This is a genomic window from Ralstonia sp. UNC404CL21Col (genome assembly GCF_000620465.1).
GTDB classification, from domain to species: domain Bacteria; phylum Pseudomonadota; class Gammaproteobacteria; order Burkholderiales; family Burkholderiaceae; genus Ralstonia; species Ralstonia flatus.
In genome coordinates, this window is sequence record NZ_JIBE01000003.1 from 986,866 (window position 1) to 1,006,152 (window position 19,287).

A 19,287-nucleotide genomic window follows, 5' to 3' on the forward strand; every position below is an offset into this window, starting at 1 on the left:
ACCGCGCACGCCCTCACAAGACGCTCAGGCTTGCGTAGCCGCCTTCGTGGTCGGCGCGCGGTTCTCGATCCACTGCGGGCCGAGCGAGCCCAGGACCATGGCGCCAAAGCTGGCCAGGAGACCAACCAATTGTGGCGGAAGCATCGCACCCGACAGGAAGACCTCGCACCAGATCCACGCCGCCAGACCGAAGATGATGGCCAGCAGACCGCCCTGCTTCGTCGCGCGCTTCCAGAACAGGCCGAAGGCCAGCGGCACAAACGCCGCCACCAGCGTCACCTTGTAGGCGCTTTCGACCATGTGGAAGATCGACAGATGCGAGTTCAGCGCAAACAGCGTCACCAAGACCGTGAACGTCAGCACCACGGCCTGCATCACGCGCAGGAAACGCTTGTCGTCCATGTTGGGCAGCAACGGACGCAGCACGTTTTCAGCAAACGTCACGGAGGGCGCCAGCAGCGTTGCGCTCGCGCAGCTCTTGATGGCGGAAAGCAGCGCACCGAAGAACATCACCTGCGCGAAGATCGGCGCATGCTGCAGCACCAGGTTCGGCAGAATCATCTGCGAATCTGTATCGATGTACTTTGCCACCATCTGCGGGTCGATGAGCGTGGCGGAATACGCCAGGAACATCGGCACGAACGCGAACATGAAGTACAGCACGCCGCCCAGCACCGAAGCCGTGCCGGCGATGCGCTCGGTGCGCGACGACGTCACCCGCTGGAACACGTCCTGCTGCGGGATCGAGCCGAGCATCATGGTGATCCAGGCCGTCACGAAGCCAATGATTTCGATCGGATTGAACGCCGGCCAAAACGAGAACTTGCCCGAAGCCGCCGCGTGCGCCACCACCGTGCCGACGCCGCCGGCCTGCCCCGACACTTCCCAGCCGATGTAGAGCATGCCGATCACGATGATGATCATCTGGATGAAGTCCGTCACCGCCACCGACCACATGCCGCCGAACAGCGTGTAGACGAGCACGCTGCCCGCGCCGATCATCATCCCGAGATCCTGAGAAACCGCGCCGTCAGACACGGTGTAGAACACCAGCCCCAGCGCCTTGATCTGCGCGGCCACCCAGCCCAGGTAGGACACGACGATGCACAGGGTGGTGAGCGTTTCGGCCACGCGGCCAAAGCGGTTGCGATAGAAGTCACCAATGGTGAGCAGGTTCATCCGGTACAGCGGCTTGGCGAAGAACAGACCCACCAACACCAGGCACAGCGACGAACCGAACGGATCGGCCACCACACCGTGCAGGCCATCCTTGAGAAATTCCGCGGGAATCCCGAGCACCGCCTCGGAACCGAACCAGGTGGCGAACACCGTGGCGGTCACGACGTAGAACGGCAGGCTGCGGCCAGCCACGGCGAAATCGGCGGTATTGCGCACGCGCAGTGCCGCCCACAGGCCGATCCCGACCGAAATCACCCAGTAAACAATGACAAACCAGATCAGCATGGCAGCGCGGAAAGAAGCTGGAAAACCCCATGTCGACCCGACGTCGGGCCCAGGGGCGCCGGGCAAAGTGGCCGGATTATAGCGATGGGACCGGGCGCCGGGGCATCGGTGCCACCACGAATCCCGCCCTGTTTGCCAGATTTTTGCGCAGCGGCCCGCAACGGGCGTCGGCAGGCTTTTCGTTGACCATGACCCATGTTGCTTCGCACCAACACTGGCCCGGACGACGATCAGTCGGCGCGGCGGCGCCAGACTTGCCAGCGTTCGCGCCCGGCGAACACCGGAATGGAATCCGCCTCGGCAATGGGGATATCGGCGAGGCGCTCGAACGCCGGCAACAGCAGTGCATCCAGCTCGGGCTGCGTGGTCTCGAACGGCGGCCCCTTGGGCACCGCCTCGCGGCCTTCCACCACGGCAAAGAAGCCGGCCAGCAACCCGCCCGGCGGGAGCAGCCTCCCCACTTGCGCGGCGTAGTCAGGCCAAAGGCGGGGCGGCATTGCGCAAAGGAATGCGCGTTCGTAGACCCATTGCACCGGCCGAGGGGGCGAAAAGCGGAAAAAATCCGCCAGTTGCACCACATCGCCGTGCGCGCCCAGCACGGCCTTGGCCGACGCCACGGCACTCGGCGCAAAGTCGATGGCCGTGACAGGCCAGCCGCGCTCGGCAAGCCAGCCGGCTTCGTAAGCGTTTCCGCAACCGGGGATCAGCGTGGAAAGCGGCGCAGGCTGCGCTTCGCAAAATTGCCGGAAGGCAACGGGCACACCGGCCGCGTCCCACGGGGTGTGCTCGCGGGTGAAGCGCTCGTCCCAGAAGGCGGGATCGGCGGCGTCGCGGGATTGGAAGACGGGCGGTTCGGCCATGGCGCTCAGCAGGTCAATACGGATCAGTAGCGGGACATCCAGGCCAGCACATGCGTCGCGATGATGCCGACAGCGAAGCCGCCGACGAACAGCAAAGCGGCAGAGAGCAGCCGGTTCGTGCGCTTCTGCTCGGCAAGCAGCGCGGTGAGTGCCGCGGTCTGCGCATTGCCGTCCTCGCGGGAGTGGCGATCCAGAATCTGGTGCATCAGGCGCGGGAAGTCCGGCAGCTTGTTGGCCCATTGCGGCGCCTCGACCTTCAGGCGCTCGACAAAACCGCGCCAGCCGATCTGCTCGTGCATCCAGCGTTCGAGGAACGGCTTGGCCGTCTTCCACAAGTCCAGATCCGGATCGAGCTGCCGGCCAAGACCTTCCACGTTGAGCAACGTCTTCTGCAGCAGCACCAGCTGCGGCTGCACTTCCACGTTGAAGCGGCGCGAGGTCTGGAACAGCCGCATCAGCACGAGGCCGAGCGAGATTTCACCCAGCGGCCGATCGAAATAAGGCTCGCAGCACGCGCGGATGGCGCCTTCCAGCTCTTCGACGCGCGTCTCTTCGGGCGCCCAGCCGGACTCGATATGCAGCACCGCCACACGGTGGTAGTCGCGCTGGAAGAACGCCAGGAAGTTTTGCGCGAGGTAATTCTTGTCGAACTCCGACAGCGCCCCGACGATGCCGAAATCCAGCGCGATATAACGGCCCAGCGTCTCGGGCGCCACGCTCACGAGAATGTTGCCCGGGTGCATGTCGGCATGGAAAAAGCCGTCGCGAAAGACCTGCGTGAAGAAGATCTCCACACCGTCGCGCGCGAGTTTGTGCATGTCGACGCCGGCAGCGCGCAACTCTTCGGTGTGCGAGATCCGCATGCCGTGCATGCGCTCCATCACGAACACTTCAGACGTGCACCAATCCCAGAACACTTCGGGCACCAGCAGCAGGTCGGACTTGGCAAAATTGCGGCGCAGCTGGCTGGCATTGGCCGCCTCGCGCATCAGGTCCAGCTCGTCGTGCAGGTACTTATCGAACTCGGCGACGACCTCCCGCGGCTTCAGGCGCTTGGCGTCCGCCCACAGCTTTTCCATCCACGTCGCGAGGTCCCGCATGAGCGCGAGGTCGCTGTCGATCACGGGCAGCATGCCCGGGCGCAAGACCTTGACGGCCACCTCGCGACCATCGTAGGGGCCGCCGCGCAACGTGGCGAAATGCACCTGGGCAATCGACGCGCTCGCCACGGGGTGATGATCGAAACGATGGAACAGCGCCGAGAGCGGCTTGCCGAGCGACTTCTCCACGATGGCCGCCGCCACCTTCGGATCGAACGGCGGCACGCGGTCCTGCAGCTTGGCGAGTTCGTCGGCCACATCGGGCGGCAGCAGATCGCGGCGCGTCGACAGCACCTGCCCGAACTTCACGAAGATGGGCCCAAGCTGCTCCAGGGCCAGGCGCAGGCGCACCCCGCGGGGCAGCTTCGGCTTGCGGCCCAGCGTCAGCAGCCAGACCAGCGCGCGAATGCGGCGGCTCTTGAAGCCCGACAAGGCGAGCTGATCCAGCCCGTAATAGAGGATGACGAAAACGATCTTGCCCAGCCGGAAGAAGCGCGTCATGCCGATTCACCCTGACGTGCGCTCCGGATCGCCGGCTGCGGGCGTTTTTCGAGCCGCTCCAGCCGCTTGACCAGACGCGCTTCGGCATCTCGCAGCGCCGCCACGTCGGCGGCGAACTGCGCAAGGCGCGCGTGGCGCACAAGCGTCGGTTGCTCATCGGTCAGGTAAGACGCCACCGATTCCGCCAGCAAACGGCCCACGCGCGTGGCTTCGGTGCGAGCAGCCTGCGCACCGCTCACCATGCGCTGCGCGATCACATCGCCAAACACGCGCGAGAGGTCTTCCGCGGCATCCCAGCGCAGGTTGCGCAGCAGCGTCGACAGCACGTTGGCAAACTCGGCCTCGCCCTCGATGCGCACGTGCTTCAGCACGGCGGCCTGCCCGCCTGCGGCGTAATCGGCAGCGGCGGCCGCAAGCGGCACGACAACGGTCACGGCCGGTTCCACGTCAGGGTCGGGAGCGGTCACCAGGCCGGCGGCGTCCACCTGCAACGTCATCGACATGGGCGCCAGGTCAAAGCGCGCCACGCGGCCCGCAAACGGGCGCAGCGTCTCCTGCGCCCAGGGCTCCTGGCGCAGCAGATGGTTGAGCGCGAGCAGCAGCGGCTGCATCAGCACAAGCGGAAATGGAGACGAAGTGGCTGTCGAAGACATGCGGTGATGGTGCGCAAAAACAGCAGGAAAGCAGCAAGAAGCGGGCTAGCCGCGGGCAACAAAAAGGGCCCGCACCAGACGGTCGGGCCCTATTTTACGGGGAATGTTGAAACGGCCGTTCTGCGCCGCTTCAAGTTGTTACGACATCACTGCAACTGCTGAATACCCGCCAACACCCAGCCGCCGGCCCCCTGCGTCGGCTTGGTCAGGTTCCAAACCTCGGCAAACGGCTGGGCGGGCGCGTTGGCTTCTTCGCGGATCATGCCCGAGAAGCGCACGCTGGCAAGGTACTCGGCGGCCTGCGTTTCGATACCCAGCATTTCGGCTTCGACCGAGACCACGTCGGTCTTGTTGGGCGAAGTGCCACGGTCAGCCAGGTCCATCTTGATCTCGGCGAACATCTCGGGCGTGGTGAACTCGCGGATGTCGTTGAGATTGCCGGCATCCCAGGCGGCCTGCAGGCGGATGAAGTAGACCTTGGCGTTGCGCAGGAACGCTTGCGTGTCGAAATCTGCCGGCACGCCCCACGGTTGCTGCGGCGCGGCCGCGGCCGGTTGAGCGTTGACAGCCTGCGCGGTCGAGGCGGCCGGACCACCCAGGTTCCACGACTGTGCAGCGGTTGCGGCGCCTGCACCCAGCCCCGACGTGTTGCCGGTGTTGAGCGATGCGGCCGCCGGCGCAGAAGCCTGCGGAGCCGGTGCGGCAGGTTGCGGCACGTATGGCTCGCGGTCGCCGCCCAGCGACGGACCACCCGTGGCGTAGGCCGGACCTTGCGGACGGCTGCCGCGCACCTTGCGGATGATCCACATCACCACGAAGGCGACGAGCGCGATCAGGATCAGGTTGGACAGCAACGAGGCCAGGCCCGCGCCAAGACCGAATTTCGACAGCAGATAACCGATGCCCAGACCGGCAGCGAGGCCGCCGAGCATGCCACCCCAGTTACGGCCTGGCTTTGCGGCAGGCGCGGCAGGCGCCGGAGCAGCCGGCGAAGGTTGTGCGGCAGGCGCGGCCTGCTGCGTCGGCGACGGCGTCGTGGCCGGTGGCGTCTGTTGGCGTTGCGTCACGGTGGACGACTGCTTGCCGATGCTGCGGCTGCCACCCATGCGCTTGGCGTTGGCGTCGATTGCCGTGCCCAGTGCGAGCGTCGCGACCAGCGCGCCCGCCATCAATTTTCCACCCCAATGCAAACTCATCGCTGTCTTCTCTCCAGTGGCAGGTGACGCCATTAGATGAAGACGTCAATGCCGAAATTCAATGTGAAGGATCGTGGCATATCGCCGCAGCGCGCTACATCGCCCATCCGGCGGAACGACGGAAACACTTAAAGGCGACGGCCGACGTGCAGAGCCACGACACCCGCTGTCAGATTGAAGTATTCGACCGAGTCCAATCCGGCCTGTTCCATCATCTGCTTGAGCGTTTCCTGATCCGGGTGCATGCGGATGGACTCGGCCAGGTAGCGGTAGCTCTCGGGGTCGCCCGCCACTTTGCTGCCCAACCACGGCAGCACCTTGAACGAGTACAGGTCGTAGGCCTTCTCCAGCGGCTGCCACACCTTGGAGAACTCCAGCACCATGACCTTCCCGCCTGGCTTCACCACGCGACGCATTTCAGCAAGCGCGCGATCCTTGTGCGTCATGTTGCGCAAGCCGAATGCCACTGTCACCACGTCGAAGTAAGCATTCGGAAAGGGAATGTGCTCGGCGTCGCACAGTGCGGTGGGGGTCAGCACGCCGGCATCGAGCAGGCGATCACGGCCGACGCGCAGCATCGACTCGTTGATGTCGGTCAGCCACACCTCGCCGGTGGGGCCGGCCTGGCGCGCGAAGGCCTTGGCCAGGTCACCCGTGCCGCCGGCGATGTCGAGCACCTTGTAGCCAGGGCGCACCGCTGCCTGGGCGATGGTGAACATCTTCCACACGCGGTGCAGGCCGCCGGACATCAGGTCGTTCATCACGTCGTACTTGCTCGCGACGGAATGGAAAACGCCGGCGACCTTGCCGGCCTTCTCCTGCTCATCAACCTGCTGGAATCCGAAGTGGGTTTGGCTCATGACAGAAAAGGATGCGGATGCAGCGCACAGGCGCCGCAAAGTGAATCGGGAATCAGTGGCTGTGGCCGCAGGCGTGGCCAGCGTTCTCTGCCATCGGGGCGTCGCGGTCGACGCCAGCAGCGGCCAGGCGATCGAGATACGCCTGCCAGAGCGTGGCCTGCTCAACGCCGAGGCGGTACAGGTAGGCCCAGTCGAAGATGCCGGAATCGTGGCCGTCGGAGAACAGCGGCCGGATCGCGTAATTGCCCACCGGCTCGACGCCGATGATGCCGACCTCGCGCTTGCCGGTCTGCAGCACTTCCTGGCCGGGCCCGTGCCCCTGCACTTCAGCCGACGGCGACAGCACGCGCAGATATTCGAACGGCAGGCTGAACTGTTTGCCATCGGCAAAGGCGATCTCCAGCACGCGCGATTGCGTGTGGACGGTGATGCCGGTCGGGTGCGGAGTGTCGGCGGAAAGTCCGGCCATGAAAACGTCTCGTCGAGTCAGAAAAACGGTGTTTCAGGAAGCTGCCAGCGCAACATGCGCGGGCTCTTCCACCACCCGATAGCTTACCGCAGTCAACGGGTCGCCTTCGGGGACGTAGCGCAGGCGGCGATGGTGGAATCGTGCCACGGTGCTGCGGTGCGCCACGCTGACGATGGTCACATCGGGCATCGATTCGAGCATCAGGCTGTACATGAACGCTTCGGTGTCTTCGTCGAGTGCGCTGGTGGCCTCGTCGAGGAAGAGGTAATCGGGGCGCTGCAGCAAAGCCCGGGCAAAAGCCAGGCGCTGCTGCTCGCCGGGCGACAGGCGCAGGCTCCAGTTGCTCACCTCGTCCAGGAGGCCGGCCAGCGCCGGCAAGCGACAGGCGATCAGCACCTGGGTCAGACGCTCCGCGGTGTATTGGGTGGCCAAATCCGGATACGAAAGTGCGTCAGCCAGCGTGCCGGATGGCAGATAGCTGCGCTGCGGCAGGAACAGCACGCGGGCGTCCTGCGGGACTTCGATGCGGCCGCTGCCATAGGGCCAGATACCGGCCACGGCGCGCACCAGCGTGCTTTTGCCGCAGCCGGACGGACCGGTGACAAGCACCCGCTCACCGCGTGCGAGCGTCATATCGAAGGGCTCGACCAGCACGTCTTCGGGTTTGCGGTTCGGCAGGTTCAGCGCGAGACCGTGGGCTTCGATGGCGGGTACGGCCGCGGTTTCGACTTCGACATCGCGGACGCCGGCGCGGTGCTCTTCTTCACGCTCGGCTGCACGGATGGCGCGCTGGAATTCGATCAGACGGTTGGTGGAGGCTTTCCAGGTCACCAGCGTGCGGTAGTTCGTGACAAACCACGACATCGCGTCCTGCACCTGGCCGAACGCGGTGGCGACCTGCATCATCCCGCCCAGCGTCAGCGTGCCGCCAAAGTAGCGCGGCGCCGACACCAGAAACGGGAAGATGATGGCGAACTGCCCATAGCCGGAACTGGCAAAGGTCAGGCGCCGCGTGTAGTCCATCAACTGGTTCCAGTTGGTGCGGATGCGCTCGAAGCGGCCGCGCAGGATGGCTTTCTCGGTCGGCTCGCCCCGGTACAGGGCAATGCTCTCGCTGTTCTCGCGCACACGCACAAGCAGGAAACGGAAGTACGCCTCGTACCGCTCCTGCTGGAACGACAGCCCGATCAGCGGCCGCCCCACGAAGTGGATGATGACCGAGCCCACGATCGAGTACAGCAGCGCAAACCACACCATGTAGCCGGGAATCACAAAGTCGTGGCCACCCAGGCTGAACGCCAGCGGCCCCGACACTGCCCACAGAATCCCGAAGAACGACACCAGCGTCACAGCCGAATTCAGGAAACCCAGCGCCAAGGTGAGCGTTGCATCGGTAAACGTGCGCAGGTCGTCGGCAATCCGCTGGTCGGGGTTGTCAGCGCTGTGCGTTTGCTCCAGGCGGTAGAACGCCTGCTTGCCGAGCCAGTCATCGAGGAAGCTGCCGGTGATCCACGTCCGCCAGCGCATCTGTAGCATCATCGAGTAGTACAGCCGCAGGATCGAGCCAATGATCAGCAGTGCGGCAATCCAGGAGAAACGCAGCAACTGCGCCCAGAACTCGCCGTAGTTTTTCTGCTCGAGCGCGTTGTAGAAGAGCCGGTTCCAATCGGTGAACAGCACGTTCATGAACACCAAGAACAGGTTCAGGCCAATCACCAGCGCAAGCAGCCCCCAGGCCTTGCGGCGATCTTCCGAAAACCAGTACGGGCGAATCAGTTGCCAGGTTTCCGAGAGATTCAGCCGCCCATGGTGGACGGTCAGTTCGGAGATGGAATCCTTGTGGGAATCGGGCGTGGCGGCGGTGCGCGGTGTCGTCATGGCGAGGGCTTGGTCACGACAGAAAAGAGAATCAGACGGCCGATGCGCCACGTGGGTTCCGCACAGGCCGCGGGGATGCGTTACCGGTGGTTACCGGTCAGACATCCGCAAGCGCGGCCTGCAGCGCGTACGACAGCGCCGGCAACTTGGCCGTGATCTCGGCCATGCGCGCGGTATCGGGCGCGCGTTGCTCGGAGCCCCACACGGCTTCCGGAAAATGCGTATCCCACCGATAGCGCGGGATGACGTGCCAATGCAGATGCGGCACAAAATTGCCGAAGCTGGCGAGATTGATCTTGTCGGGCGCCAGTTCGGTGCGCAGCACGCGCTCAACACGGGCGACGACCTCCATCAGCCAATGGCGATCTGCGTCGGACAAGTCGGTCTGCTCGGCCACGTGGTCGTTCCAGATGACGCGGCAAAAGCCCGGAAAGCGCGCGTGCTCGACCAGCACCACGCGCGCGCGGCCATTGCGCCAGACGGGCTCGCCGCCGTCCGTCTCGCACAGCGCGCAGCCGGGCGCCCGCTCGCCGGTCGTCGCAGTCGTCACACGAGAACCCGCTCGATGCCGCCGGCGTTGGCCTGCGCGACGTAGTCCTGCAGCCAGGTTTCGCCGAGCACGTGACGCGCCATCTCGACCACGATGTAGTCGGCCTGCACCGAAACATCTTCGGTGTAGCGCGACAGGCCCTGCAGACATGCCGGGCAGCTCGTGAGGATCTTCACGTCGCCGTTGAACGCCTCGCCGCCCTGGCCGCTGGTCTGGCCGAGACTGCGCAGCTTGTCGGCGCCCTTCTGCATCTCTTCTTCCTTGCGGAAGCGGACCTGCGTGGAAATGTCGGGGCGCGAGATCGCCAGCGTGCCCGACTCACCGCAGCAGCGGTCGTTCTTCTCGATCGCGCGGGTCTGGCCATCGGCGCCGATGTTGCCGCCCATCAACTGGTTGACCAGCTTGGTCGGGTCCATCGTCTTGATCGGGGTGTGGCAGGGGTCGTGGTACATGTACCGCGTGCCTTGCACACCGTCGATCTTCACGCCCTTCTCCAGCAGGTATTCGTGAATGTCGATGATCCGGCAGCCCGGGAAGATCTTGTCGAATTCATACCCCGCGAGCTGGTCGTAGCACGTGCCGCAGCTCACCACCACCGTCTTGATGTCGAGGTAATTGAGCGTATTGGCCACGCGGTGGAACAGCACACGGTTGTCGGTGACGATCTTCTCGGCCTTGTCGAACTGGCCCGTGCCGCGCTGCGGATAACCGCAGCACAGGTAGCCCGGCGGCAGCACCGTCTGCACACCGGCGTGCCACAGCATTGCCTGCGTGGCCAGCCCCACCTGCGAGAACAGGCGCTCCGAGCCGCAACCCGGGAAGTAGAAGACCGCCTCGCTATCCGGCGTGGTGACCTTCGGGTTGCGGATGATCGGGACGATCTCGTTGTCCTCGATGTCCAGCAACGCGCGGGCCGTCTTCTTGGGCAGGTTGCCCGGCATCTTCTTGTTGATGAAGTGGATCACCTGCTCGCGCACCGGCGGCCTGCCCACCGTGGCGGGCGGATGAGCAGTCTGCTTCTTGGCGAACTTCTTCAGGATGTCATTGCCCAGACGCTGCGCCTTGTAGCCCCAGTCGAACATCACCTTGCGGGTGAGGTTGATCGTCTCGGGGTTGGTCGCGTTCAGGTAGAACATCGCTGCTGCGGTGCCGGGGTTGAATTTCTTCTGCCCCATCTTGCGCAGCAGGTTGCGCATGTTCATCGACACATCGCCGAAGTCGATCTTGACCGGGCAAGGCGTCACGCACTTGTGGCACACGGTGCAGTGGTCGCCCACATCGGCGAACTCTTCCCAGTGCTTGATCGACACGCCGCGGCGCGTCTGTTCTTCGTACAGGAACGCCTCGATGAGCAGCGACGTAGCGAGGATCTTGTTGCGCGGGCTGTACAGCAGGTTCGCGCGCGGCACGTGCGTGGCGCACACCGGCTTGCACTTGCCGCAGCGCAGGCAGTCCTTGATCGACTCCGAAATGGCGCCGATGTCGCTCTGCTGCATGATGATCGACTCGTGCCCCATCAGGCCGAACGACGGCGTATAGGCGTTGCGCAGATCAGCGGGCAAGCCTTGCGGGTCGTTGATGTCGCGCAGCAGCTTGCCCTTGTTGAAGCGGCCGTTCGGATCGACGCGGCGCTTGTAGGCAGCGAAATCGGCGATCTCTTCGTCGGTCAGAAATTCCAGCTTGGTGATGCCGATGCCGTGCTCGCCCGAAATCACACCGTCCAGCGAACGCGCCAGCGTCATGATGCGGGCCACCGCCTTGTGGGCGTCCTGCAGCATGTCGTAGTCATCCGAGTTGACGGGGATGTTGGTGTGCACGTTGCCGTCACCGGCGTGCATGTGCAGCGCCACGAACACGCGGCCGCGCAGCACCTTCTTGTGGATCGCCTGGGCCTCGTCGAGGATCGGCTTGAACTCGCCGCCGTTGAAGATCTTGCGCAGCTCGGCGCGAATCTCCGCCTTCCACGACACGCGGATCGTCCGATCCTGCAGCAGGTGGAACAGGTTGGCGTCAGGCTGATTCACCAGACGGTCGTCGATGGTCTGCGCAAGGTAGCCCAGGCCCAGACCGATGAGGCTCGCGCGCGCCGTGGTGACCGGCGTGTCGAGATGGTCCAGCAGATATTGCCAACGTGCGCGCGTGGCACGCAGCAGTTGCTGCGCCTGTTGCACGCGGTCTTCCAGCAGTTCAGCGCTGGGGATTTCGTTGGCGTCGTCGGTGCGGCCCAGCGGCAGGTTGCTGCCGGCAAAGAAATCGAGCAGCGCGTCGGTCAGCTTGAGCTTGCTCTTGATCGACAGCTCGATGTTGATGCGCTCGATGCCGTCGGTGTACTCGCCCATGCGATTGAGCGGGATCACCACGTCTTCGTTGATTTTGAAGGCGTTGGTGTGCTTCGCAATCGCGGCCGTGCGCGAGCGGTCCAGCCAGAACTTCTTGCGGGCCTCGGGGCTCACGGCCACGAAACCTTCGCCGCTCTTGCCATTGGCCAGGCGGATCACTTCCGAGGTGGCGCGCGCCACGGCGTCATCGTCGTCGCCAACAATGTCGCCGATCAGCACCATCTTCGGGAACGCGTTGCGCTTGCTCTTGGTGGCGTAGCCGACCGCGCGCAGGTAGCGCTCGTCCAGGTGTTCCAGGCCCGCGAGGATCGCGCCGCCGGGCTTCTTGGTCTCGGCGTCGAGGTAGTCCTTGATCTCGACGATGCTCGGGATTGCGTCGCGCGCCTGGCCGAAGAACTCCAGGCACACAGTGCGGATCGACTTCGGCATGCGGTGCAGGATCCAGCGCGCGCTGGTGATGATGCCGTCGCAGCCTTCCTTCTGCACGCCGGGCAGACCGGCCAGGAACTTGTCGGTGACGTCCTTGCCGAGGCCTTCCTTGCGGAACTTGCGGCCTTCGATGGTGAGCGTCTCGGTGCGCAGCAGCTTGGCGCCGACCGGCGCATTGCCGTCGAACCACTTCAGCTCGAAGGTGACGACCGGCGCATCGTGAATCTTGCCGAGGTTGTGATTCAGGCGCTGGACTTCGAGCCAGTTGCCGTCCGGGTCAACCATGCGCCACCAGGCGAGGTTGTCCAGCGCGGTGCCCCACAGCACGGCCTTCTTGCCGCCCGCGTTCATGGCGACGTTGCCGCCGATGCACGACGCGTCGATCGAAGTCGGGTCCACAGCGAAGACGAGGCCGGCCTTGTCCGCCGCATCCGCCACGCGACGCGTCACCACGCCGGCGCCCGAATAGATGGTCGCCACGGGGTGGTCGACGCCCGGCAGGTCGGTCATCTCGACCGCATCCAGACGCTCCAGCTTTTCCGTATTGATGACGGCCGAGAACGGCGTAAGCGGCACCGCGCCGCCGGTGTAGCCGGTACCGCCTCCGCGCGGAATGATGGTCAGACCCAGCTCGAAGCAGCCCTTGACGATACCGGCGATCTCTTCTTCCGTATCGGGCGTGAGCACGACGAACGGATATTCGACACGCCAGTCGGTGGCGTCGGTCACGTGCGACACGCGCGACAGGCCGTCGAACTTGATGTTGTCCTTCGCGGTCACGCGGCCGAGCACCTTCTGGGCGCGGCGGCGCAGGTCATACACCTGGGCGAACTCTTCCTGGAATGCCTTGACGGCGCGGCGGGCATGCACGACCAGTTGCTCGACCTTGGTGGCGCGCTCGTCGCCCACGGGGTCGTGATGCGAATCGTGGTCGGCCACACGGCGCTTCTCGATCTCCGCCAGGCGGTGATTGAGTGCGTCGATCAGCATCTGCCGGCGCTTCGGGTTGTCGAGCAGGTCGTCCTGCAGATACGGGTTGCGACGCACCACCCAGATGTCGCCCAGCACTTCGTACAGCATGCGTGCCGATCGGCCGGTGCGGCGCTCGGCGCGCAGTTCGTCCAGGATCTGCCACGCAGACTCGCCCAGCAGACGGATGACGATTTCCCGATCCGAGAACGAGGTGTAGTTGTAGGGAATCTCGCGCAGCCGGGGCGCAGCGTCCTGCGCCGTGAGTTTGGCGTCGATCAGAAGTGGGGCATTCATGGCGTGCCGCTGGGGAGGAGGTCGCGGCAAGGAGGACAAGAGCCGCGCGGTCTTTAAAGGGCGATTGTACTGCAACGTGCGCCGTTGATGCGTTGCAGCAACGGTATCCCTGCGGCTGATATGGGCGGGAAAAGCGTCGCGTTTTCAATGGCTTGCGAAAAGCGCGGAGGCCTGCGAGTGCGCCCAACGCCACGCAAACGTCAGATCATTACAGCCTTGATCCAGCCAAAGATGCCGTGCCAGAAGCCGTCGGGCAAGGTCATGAGCGCCGCGGTCATCGCCAGATAGCGCAGGAATTTGCCGATGGCCATGTACATGACGCTGGGCCAGAACTTCAGGCGCAGCCAGCCGGCCAGCGTGCAGAGCGGGTCGCCGATGCCGGGCAGCCACGACACCAGCAGGGACACCGGGCCGATGCGGCGCATCCAGCGGAAGTATTTCTTGTCGAGCGGGGGCTCGCGGTGGCGCTTGGGGTGCGGCACGTGCTGGGCGTGCTCGGCGTTGTGCTGCCGGCGACGGCGCGCCAGGTGGTAGCGCACCAGCGCCAGCTTGGCCGCATAGCCCATCCACCAGTCGACCATGCCGCCCAGCGTGTTGCCGAGCGTGGCCACGACGATGGCCGGCCAGAACATATCCGGATTGAGCTTGATGTACGCAAAGACCGCCGGCTCGGAGCCCAGCGGCAGGAGCGTCGCCGAAATGAAACTGACGACGAAGATGGCAGGCAGCCCGACCTTGGGCAGGGCGAGCGTGGCAAAAAGCGTGTCGATCCACTGTTCCATGCGATCGATTGTAGAGGGCGGGCGGCCGCGGCGTCGCTTGGGGGCCGCCCTAGCCGGTCAGGCGAAGAACAGGTAGGCGACAAGCACGGCGCCGACGAGCCCGATCAGGTCGGCCCACAACCCGCAGGCCAGCGCGTAACGCGTGTCCTTGATGCCGACGCTGCCGAAATACACGGCCAGCACGTAAAACGTCGTCTCCGTCGAGCCCTGGATGATGGCGGCCAGCTTGCCCTGGAAGGAATCGACGCCGTAAGTGGTCATCACGTCGACCATCAGGCCGCGCGCGCCGGCGCCCGACAACGTCTTCATCAGCCCCACGGGCAGCGCCGGCACAAAACGCGTATCGATGCCCAGGTGCGTGAACAGCGCAGAAAGCCCCTGCATCAGGACATCCATGCACCCCGCCGCGCGAAACACGGCAATGCCCACCAGCACCGCGACGAGGTACGGAACGATGCCGATGGCGACCTGAAAGCCGTCCTTGGCGCCATCGACGAAGGTTTCGTACACGTTGATGCGACGAAATGCCCCACAGACCAGGAACGCCACGACGATGGTGAGGATGGCGCCCGCGCCGATCAGGCCGATCCACGCCGCCATCTGCTGCGGCGGAAACTGGCGCAGCCACGCAAACAGCAGCCCCATCGCCGCGACAAAGCCGCCGAAATACGCTAGCAGCGCCGGCTTGAACAGGTTGATGCGCTGATACCACGCTACCGCCGCAATACCCGCGCAGAAGCCGATGAACGTGGACAGCAAGGTCGGCAGGAAAATGTCCGCCGCGTTGAAACCCACCAGCCCCTGCTTGACGGCCATGGCCTGGCGGATGGCGATGACGGACGTCGGTACCAGCGTCACCCCCGCGGTGTTGAGCACCACAAACATCAGCTGCGCATCGCTGGCGCGCTGCGGCTGCGGATTGATCTGCTGCAGTTCGCGCATGGCCTGCAGGCCGAGCGGCGTGGCGGCGTTGTCCAGACCGAGCACGTTGGCCGACACGTTCATCATCATCGCGCCGTTGGCGGGGTGGCCGGCCGGCACGGAGGGAAACAAGTGCCGCATCACCGGGTTCACGAGCCGCGCGAACAGATCGACCACGCCGGCGCGCTCGCCCACGCGCATGATGCCCAGCCACAACGCCATCATGCCGGTCAGGCCGATGGCGATTTCGAAGCCGGTGCGGGCAGCATCGAACATGCCGGTCAACATGCGCGAGAAGACTTCCATGTCGCCCTGCACCACCTGCACGCAGGCGGTGACGAAGGCGACGAGAAAGAAGGCGAGCCAGACGAGGTTCAGGGCCACGGGGGTTGCGCGTTGGAATCGGACAAGCCGCTCATTGTGCCTGCGGGGGCGTCTCGATCGGGTGGATCAGGTGGAAGTTGTCGTAGTCGACCGACGTGACGCCGCCCTCGTCGCGGATGAGGTCGGCATAGCGATAGTTCCAGCGGATCTCGTCGTGCCGCCAGGAATAGCGGGCCTGCACGGTCTGCGCGGCGGTCTCGTCGGCGCCCTCGATGGTCAGCAGCAGCAAGGCATCACCCGCGGCGAGCGACTCCGCGGTGGCGCCATGCAGCGGGCTGGTCTCGTCGATGACGTGCATCATCACCCAGCCCAGCAGGAAGATCGGGTGCTCGCTGCGCTCCAGCTTCAGGTCGTGAATCTTGTAGATCGAGTAGCCCTCGGGCGAGACCTCATCCTGCATCAGGCGCAGCCGGGCCGTGGCCTCGGCGATGACGTTCTGGCGCGCATTGGCGGCGCGCAGCATCAGCGTGGACTTGCCGTTGAGCGGCCGTACGACAACGTTGCGGGCAAACATGATCTTGGCGCGCGGGCGTGAGAACCGCGCAAACACCAACCCCGTCGCCATGGCGATGCCCGACATGCCGATGAAGATCTCCAGCGTGGCGATGACGTGGGCGTAGAGCGTTTGCGGGTGCATGTCGCCGTAGCCGACCGTGGCCAGCGTCTCGACGCTGAAGAAGAAGGCCCCGACGAAGCCGGGCGGCGACTGATTCGCGATCGCGCCGTCGCCGAGCGAATACAGCCCCGCGAATACCGCATTCAGGGCCAGGAACATCGTCGCCAGCAGCGCGAAGAAGGTCGGCCAGTTGACCTCCAGCGCATGGTGATAAACGTCGCGCCAGCCCAGCGGCGGCATGCCGTAGGCGATGACGTGCTGCGTTCCGGACCAGACTTTGCGGCCGCGGCGCGCGCGTCCGGCACGCTCGGAGGAAGACGACGGGGTGTTCATGGAGGCCTCTCGCCGATGATGCGCCGCGCCCGCCCGGACACGGCCGGGGCAGTGTACCGACCGGCACGCCAGTCCGGCAAGGCGGGCCAGGCGCCGCGTGATAGGCTTACGGGCTCTGTTCACGTCCAACCCCGGTCCGCACCATGGCCATCGATTACCTCAAGAAAATCCTGACTGCGAAGGTCTATGACGTCGCGGTGGAAACCGAGCTGAAGTTCGCGCCGAATCTGTCGGCGCGCACCGGCAACCGCGTCTACCTCAAGCGCGAGGATGACCAGCCGGTGTTCTCGTTCAAGCTGCGCGGCGCCTACAACAAGATGGCCTCGCTCACGCCGGCCGAGCGCAAGCGCGGGGTGATTACGGCATCGGCGGGCAACCACGCGCAGGGCGTGGCGTTCAGTGCGGCGCGCATGGAATGCAAGGCCGTGATCTGCATGCCGGTGACGACGCCGCAGTTGAAGATTGACGGCGTGCGCTCGCGCGGCGGCGATTGGGTCGAGGTCGTGCTGCACGGTGAAAGCTATTCCGACGCCTACAACCACGCCGCCAAGCTGCAAGAGAAGCACGGCTACACCTTCGTCCACCCGTTCGACGACCCGGAAGTGATTGCCGGCCAGGGCACGATCGCCATGGAAATCCTGCGCCAGCATCCGCAGCCGATCCATGCGATCTTCTGCTCGATCGGCGGCGGCGGGCTGATCTCGGGCATTGCGGCCTACGTGAAGGCCGTGCGGCCGGACGTCAAGGTCATCGGCGTGCAAAGCGTGGATTCCGACGCGATGGCGCGCTCGGTGGCCGCCGGCAAGCGCGTCGAACTGAAGGAAGTCGGCCTGTTTGCGGACGGCACGGCGGTCAAGCTGGTCGGCAAGGAGACGTTCCGCCTCACGCGCGAACTCGTCGACGAGATCATCACCGTGGATACGGATGCCATCTGCGCGGCGCTCAAGGACGTGTTCCAGGACACGCGCAGCCTGCTGGAGCCGTCGGGCGCGCTGGCGCTGGCCGGCCTCAAGCAGTATGCCGAGACGCACAAGCTGAAGAACGAATCGCTCGTGGCCGTGGCCAGCGGCGCGAACATGAACTTCGACCGCCTGCGCTTCGTGGCCGAGCGCGCCGAAGTGGGCGAGGCGCGCGAAGCCGTGTTTGCCGTGACGATTCCCGAAGAGCGCGGCAGCTTCAAGCGCTTCTGCGAACTGGTCGGCTGGTCGCGCAACGTGACGGAGTTCAACTATCGCATTGCCAGCAAGGACGCCGCGCATATCTTTGTGGGCGTGCAAATTGCGTCGCGCGCAGAGGGCGACAAGATTGCCGAGAACTTCCGCAAGCACGGTTTCCCGACGCTGGACCTGTCGAACGACGAACTGGCCAAGCAGCACATCCGCTACATGGTGGGCGGCCGCTCGCCGCTGGCGGAAAACGAGCATCTCTACCGCTTCGAGTTTCCAGAGCGGCCGGGCGCGCTGATGAAGTTCCTCTCGAGCATGAGCCCGAACTGGAACATCAGCCTGTTCCACTACCGTAATCAGGGCGCGGATTCGAGCAACATCCTCGTCGGCATCCAGGTACCGAAGAACGAGAAGCGCGAGTTCAAGGCGTTCCTCGCAACGCTGGGCTATACCTATTGGGACGAAAGCGAGAACCCCGTCTACAGCCTGTTTTTGTGATGAGCAACCAACCCGAACATTCGCCGCTGGGCAAGACGTCCGCCTACAAGACGGAATACGACCCGAGCCTGCTGTTTCCGATTCCGCGCCAGGGCAAGCGCGACGAAATCGGCCTGGCCGCCGGCACGGCCCTGCCCTTCTTCGGCGTGGACCTCTGGAACCTGTACGAGCTGTCGTGGCTGAACCTGCGCGGCAAGCCGCAGGTGGCGCTGGGCACCGTGATCGTGCCGGCCGATTCGCCCAACATCGTTGAATCGAAGTCGTTCAAGCTGTATCTGAATTCGTTCAACCAGACGAAGGTGGCATCGCACGAAGCGCTGCAGCAGCTGATCCACCACGATCTGTCGGAGGCGTGCGGCGCGCCGGTGCAGGTCCGCATCGTCACGCACGAAGAGTTTGCCCGGCAACGCATGGGCGAACTCGACGGCCTGCTGCTCGATCGGCTGGACATCGAAACGGACGTCTATCAGCCCACGCCCGAGCTGCTGCATGCCGACGAGGAAGAAAGCCCGGTCGAAGAAACGCTGGTGTCGCACCTGCTGAAGTCCAACTGCCTGGTGACGGGTCAGCCGGACTGGGGCAGCGTGCAGATCCGCTACGTGGGTGCGCCGATCAACCAGGAGGCGCTGCTCAAGTATCTGATCTCGTTCCGCGAGCACAACGAGTTTCACGAGCAATGCGTGGAGCGGATCTTTACGGACATCCTGCGCCAGTGCCGGCCGGTCAAACTGGCCGTCTATGCGCGCTATACGCGGCGCGGCGGGCTGGACATCAACCCGTTCCGCACAAACTACAACACGCCGTGGCCGGATAACCTGCGCAACGCTCGTCAGTAAGCGCTGACGCTGCGCAAGACACACGAGGCGCCTTCGGGCGCCTTTTTTCTTGCCTGGGCGATCCGCCAAACGGGCATGCGCCCCTCGTCCATTTTGTGGACGCCAACGCCCTGTCGTTTCACGTTCGCTCGCCTATAGTGGTATCCGCAGTACGCCACCCGGGGGAATCGTGAAGGGTCCGTCCGC

Annotated in this window: 15 protein-coding genes; 2 read left to right on the forward strand and 13 right to left on the reverse strand. The window is 64.8% G+C overall.

Going from position 1 to position 19,287, the window contains the following annotated elements; all coding sequences use genetic code 11:
• Window positions 1-24: 24 nt before the first annotated feature.
• The 13 genes from N511_RS0104705 to N511_RS0104765 form a co-directional block, all read right to left on the reverse strand.
• Window positions 25-1,464: a sodium:solute symporter family protein gene (locus N511_RS0104705; RefSeq protein WP_027678234.1), complete on the reverse strand. Its 1,440-nt coding sequence runs from the start codon at window positions 1,462-1,464 to the stop codon at window positions 25-27.
• 230 nt (window positions 1,465-1,694) lie between these two features.
• Window positions 1,695-2,324 carry a methyltransferase domain-containing protein gene (locus N511_RS0104710; protein ID WP_027678235.1) on the reverse strand — a complete coding sequence of 210 codons (630 nt, stop codon included), beginning with the start codon at window positions 2,322-2,324 and terminating at the stop codon, window positions 1,695-1,697.
• Between the two features lie 23 nt (window positions 2,325-2,347).
• Complete coding sequence (gene ubiB, locus N511_RS0104715) at window positions 2,348-3,925, reverse strand: ubiquinone biosynthesis regulatory protein kinase UbiB (RefSeq protein ID WP_027678236.1); 1,578 nt, start codon at window positions 3,923-3,925, stop codon at window positions 2,348-2,350.
• Window positions 3,922-4,578, reverse strand: a complete 657-nt coding sequence (locus N511_RS0104720) for a ubiquinone biosynthesis accessory factor UbiJ (protein WP_027678237.1) — start codon at window positions 4,576-4,578, stop codon at window positions 3,922-3,924. Before N511_RS0104720 ends, ubiB begins: the two co-directional genes overlap by 4 nt.
• A gap of 146 nt (window positions 4,579-4,724) precedes the next feature.
• Window positions 4,725-5,774, reverse strand: a complete 1,050-nt coding sequence (locus tag N511_RS0104725; protein ID WP_027678238.1) for a Tim44 domain-containing protein — start codon at window positions 5,772-5,774, stop codon at window positions 4,725-4,727.
• A 128-nt stretch (window positions 5,775-5,902) separates the two neighbouring features.
• Window positions 5,903-6,634 carry a bifunctional demethylmenaquinone methyltransferase/2-methoxy-6-polyprenyl-1,4-benzoquinol methylase UbiE gene (gene ubiE / locus N511_RS0104730; protein WP_012761151.1) on the reverse strand — a complete coding sequence of 244 codons (732 nt, stop codon included), beginning with the start codon at window positions 6,632-6,634 and terminating at the stop codon, window positions 5,903-5,905.
• Between the two features lie 52 nt (window positions 6,635-6,686).
• Complete coding sequence (locus tag N511_RS0104735) at window positions 6,687-7,103, reverse strand: gamma-butyrobetaine hydroxylase-like domain-containing protein (protein WP_027678239.1); 417 nt, start codon at window positions 7,101-7,103, stop codon at window positions 6,687-6,689.
• A gap of 33 nt (window positions 7,104-7,136) precedes the next feature.
• Window positions 7,137-8,981 carry an ABC transporter ATP-binding protein/permease gene (locus N511_RS0104740; RefSeq protein WP_027678240.1) on the reverse strand — a complete coding sequence of 615 codons (1,845 nt, stop codon included), beginning with the start codon at window positions 8,979-8,981 and terminating at the stop codon, window positions 7,137-7,139.
• Window positions 8,982-9,078: 97 nt separating this feature from the next.
• Entirely contained in the window at window positions 9,079-9,531 is a 453-nt protein-coding gene (locus tag N511_RS0104745; protein ID WP_027678241.1) for an HIT family protein, read from the reverse strand.
• The gene (locus N511_RS0104750; RefSeq protein ID WP_027678242.1) at window positions 9,528-13,565 is read right to left on the reverse strand and encodes a DUF3683 domain-containing protein; all 4,038 of its coding nucleotides are present in this window, start codon (window positions 13,563-13,565) and stop codon (window positions 9,528-9,530) included. Before N511_RS0104750 ends, N511_RS0104745 begins: the two co-directional genes overlap by 4 nt.
• A gap of 200 nt (window positions 13,566-13,765) precedes the next feature.
• A complete protein-coding gene (locus N511_RS0104755; RefSeq protein ID WP_027678243.1) occupies window positions 13,766-14,347 on the reverse strand; it encodes a YqaA family protein in 582 nt (193 codons plus the stop codon).
• A 57-nt stretch (window positions 14,348-14,404) separates the two neighbouring features.
• Complete coding sequence (locus N511_RS0104760) at window positions 14,405-15,652, reverse strand: nucleoside recognition domain-containing protein (RefSeq protein WP_027678244.1); 1,248 nt, start codon at window positions 15,650-15,652, stop codon at window positions 14,405-14,407.
• Window positions 15,653-15,683: 31 nt separating this feature from the next.
• A complete protein-coding gene (locus N511_RS0104765; protein WP_027678245.1) occupies window positions 15,684-16,601 on the reverse strand; it encodes an ion channel in 918 nt (305 codons plus the stop codon).
• Window positions 16,602-16,744: 143 nt separating this feature from the next.
• On the opposite strand from N511_RS0104765, the gene ilvA reads away from it, so the two are divergent.
• Window positions 16,745-18,265: a threonine ammonia-lyase, biosynthetic gene (gene ilvA / locus N511_RS0104770; protein ID WP_027678246.1), complete on the forward strand. Its 1,521-nt coding sequence runs from the start codon at window positions 16,745-16,747 to the stop codon at window positions 18,263-18,265.
• Window positions 18,265-19,101: an NADPH-dependent 7-cyano-7-deazaguanine reductase QueF gene (gene queF, locus N511_RS0104775; RefSeq protein WP_027678247.1), complete on the forward strand. Its 837-nt coding sequence runs from the start codon at window positions 18,265-18,267 to the stop codon at window positions 19,099-19,101. Before ilvA ends, queF begins: the two co-directional genes overlap by 1 nt.
• Window positions 19,102-19,287: the final 186 nt, after the last annotated feature.

Bases quoted from the DNA above. Each gene is read 5' to 3' on its own strand.
- N511_RS0104705 (WP_027678234.1), bottom strand. From the start codon at position 1,464: ATGCTGATCTGGTTTGTCATTGTTTACTGGGTGATTTCGGTCGGGATC.
- N511_RS0104710 (WP_027678235.1), bottom strand. From the start codon at position 2,324: ATGGCCGAACCGCCCGTCTTCCAATCCCGCGACGCCGCCGATCCCGCC.
- ubiB (WP_027678236.1), bottom strand. From the start codon at position 3,925: ATGACGCGCTTCTTCCGGCTGGGCAAGATCGTTTTCGTCATCCTCTAT.
- N511_RS0104720 (WP_027678237.1), bottom strand. From the start codon at position 4,578: ATGTCTTCGACAGCCACTTCGTCTCCATTTCCGCTTGTGCTGATGCAG.
- N511_RS0104725 (WP_027678238.1), bottom strand. From the start codon at position 5,774: ATGAGTTTGCATTGGGGTGGAAAATTGATGGCGGGCGCGCTGGTCGCG.
- ubiE (WP_012761151.1), bottom strand. From the start codon at position 6,634: ATGAGCCAAACCCACTTCGGATTCCAGCAGGTTGATGAGCAGGAGAAG.
- N511_RS0104735 (WP_027678239.1), bottom strand. From the start codon at position 7,103: ATGGCCGGACTTTCCGCCGACACTCCGCACCCGACCGGCATCACCGTC.
- N511_RS0104740 (WP_027678240.1), bottom strand. From the start codon at position 8,981: ATGACGACACCGCGCACCGCCGCCACGCCCGATTCCCACAAGGATTCC.
- N511_RS0104750 (WP_027678242.1), bottom strand. From the start codon at position 13,565: ATGAATGCCCCACTTCTGATCGACGCCAAACTCACGGCGCAGGACGCT.
- N511_RS0104755 (WP_027678243.1), bottom strand. From the start codon at position 14,347: ATGGAACAGTGGATCGACACGCTTTTTGCCACGCTCGCCCTGCCCAAG.
- N511_RS0104765 (WP_027678245.1), bottom strand. From the start codon at position 16,601: ATGAACACCCCGTCGTCTTCCTCCGAGCGTGCCGGACGCGCGCGCCGC.
- ilvA (WP_027678246.1), top strand. From the start codon at position 16,745: ATGGCCATCGATTACCTCAAGAAAATCCTGACTGCGAAGGTCTATGAC.
- queF (WP_027678247.1), top strand. From the start codon at position 18,265: ATGAGCAACCAACCCGAACATTCGCCGCTGGGCAAGACGTCCGCCTAC.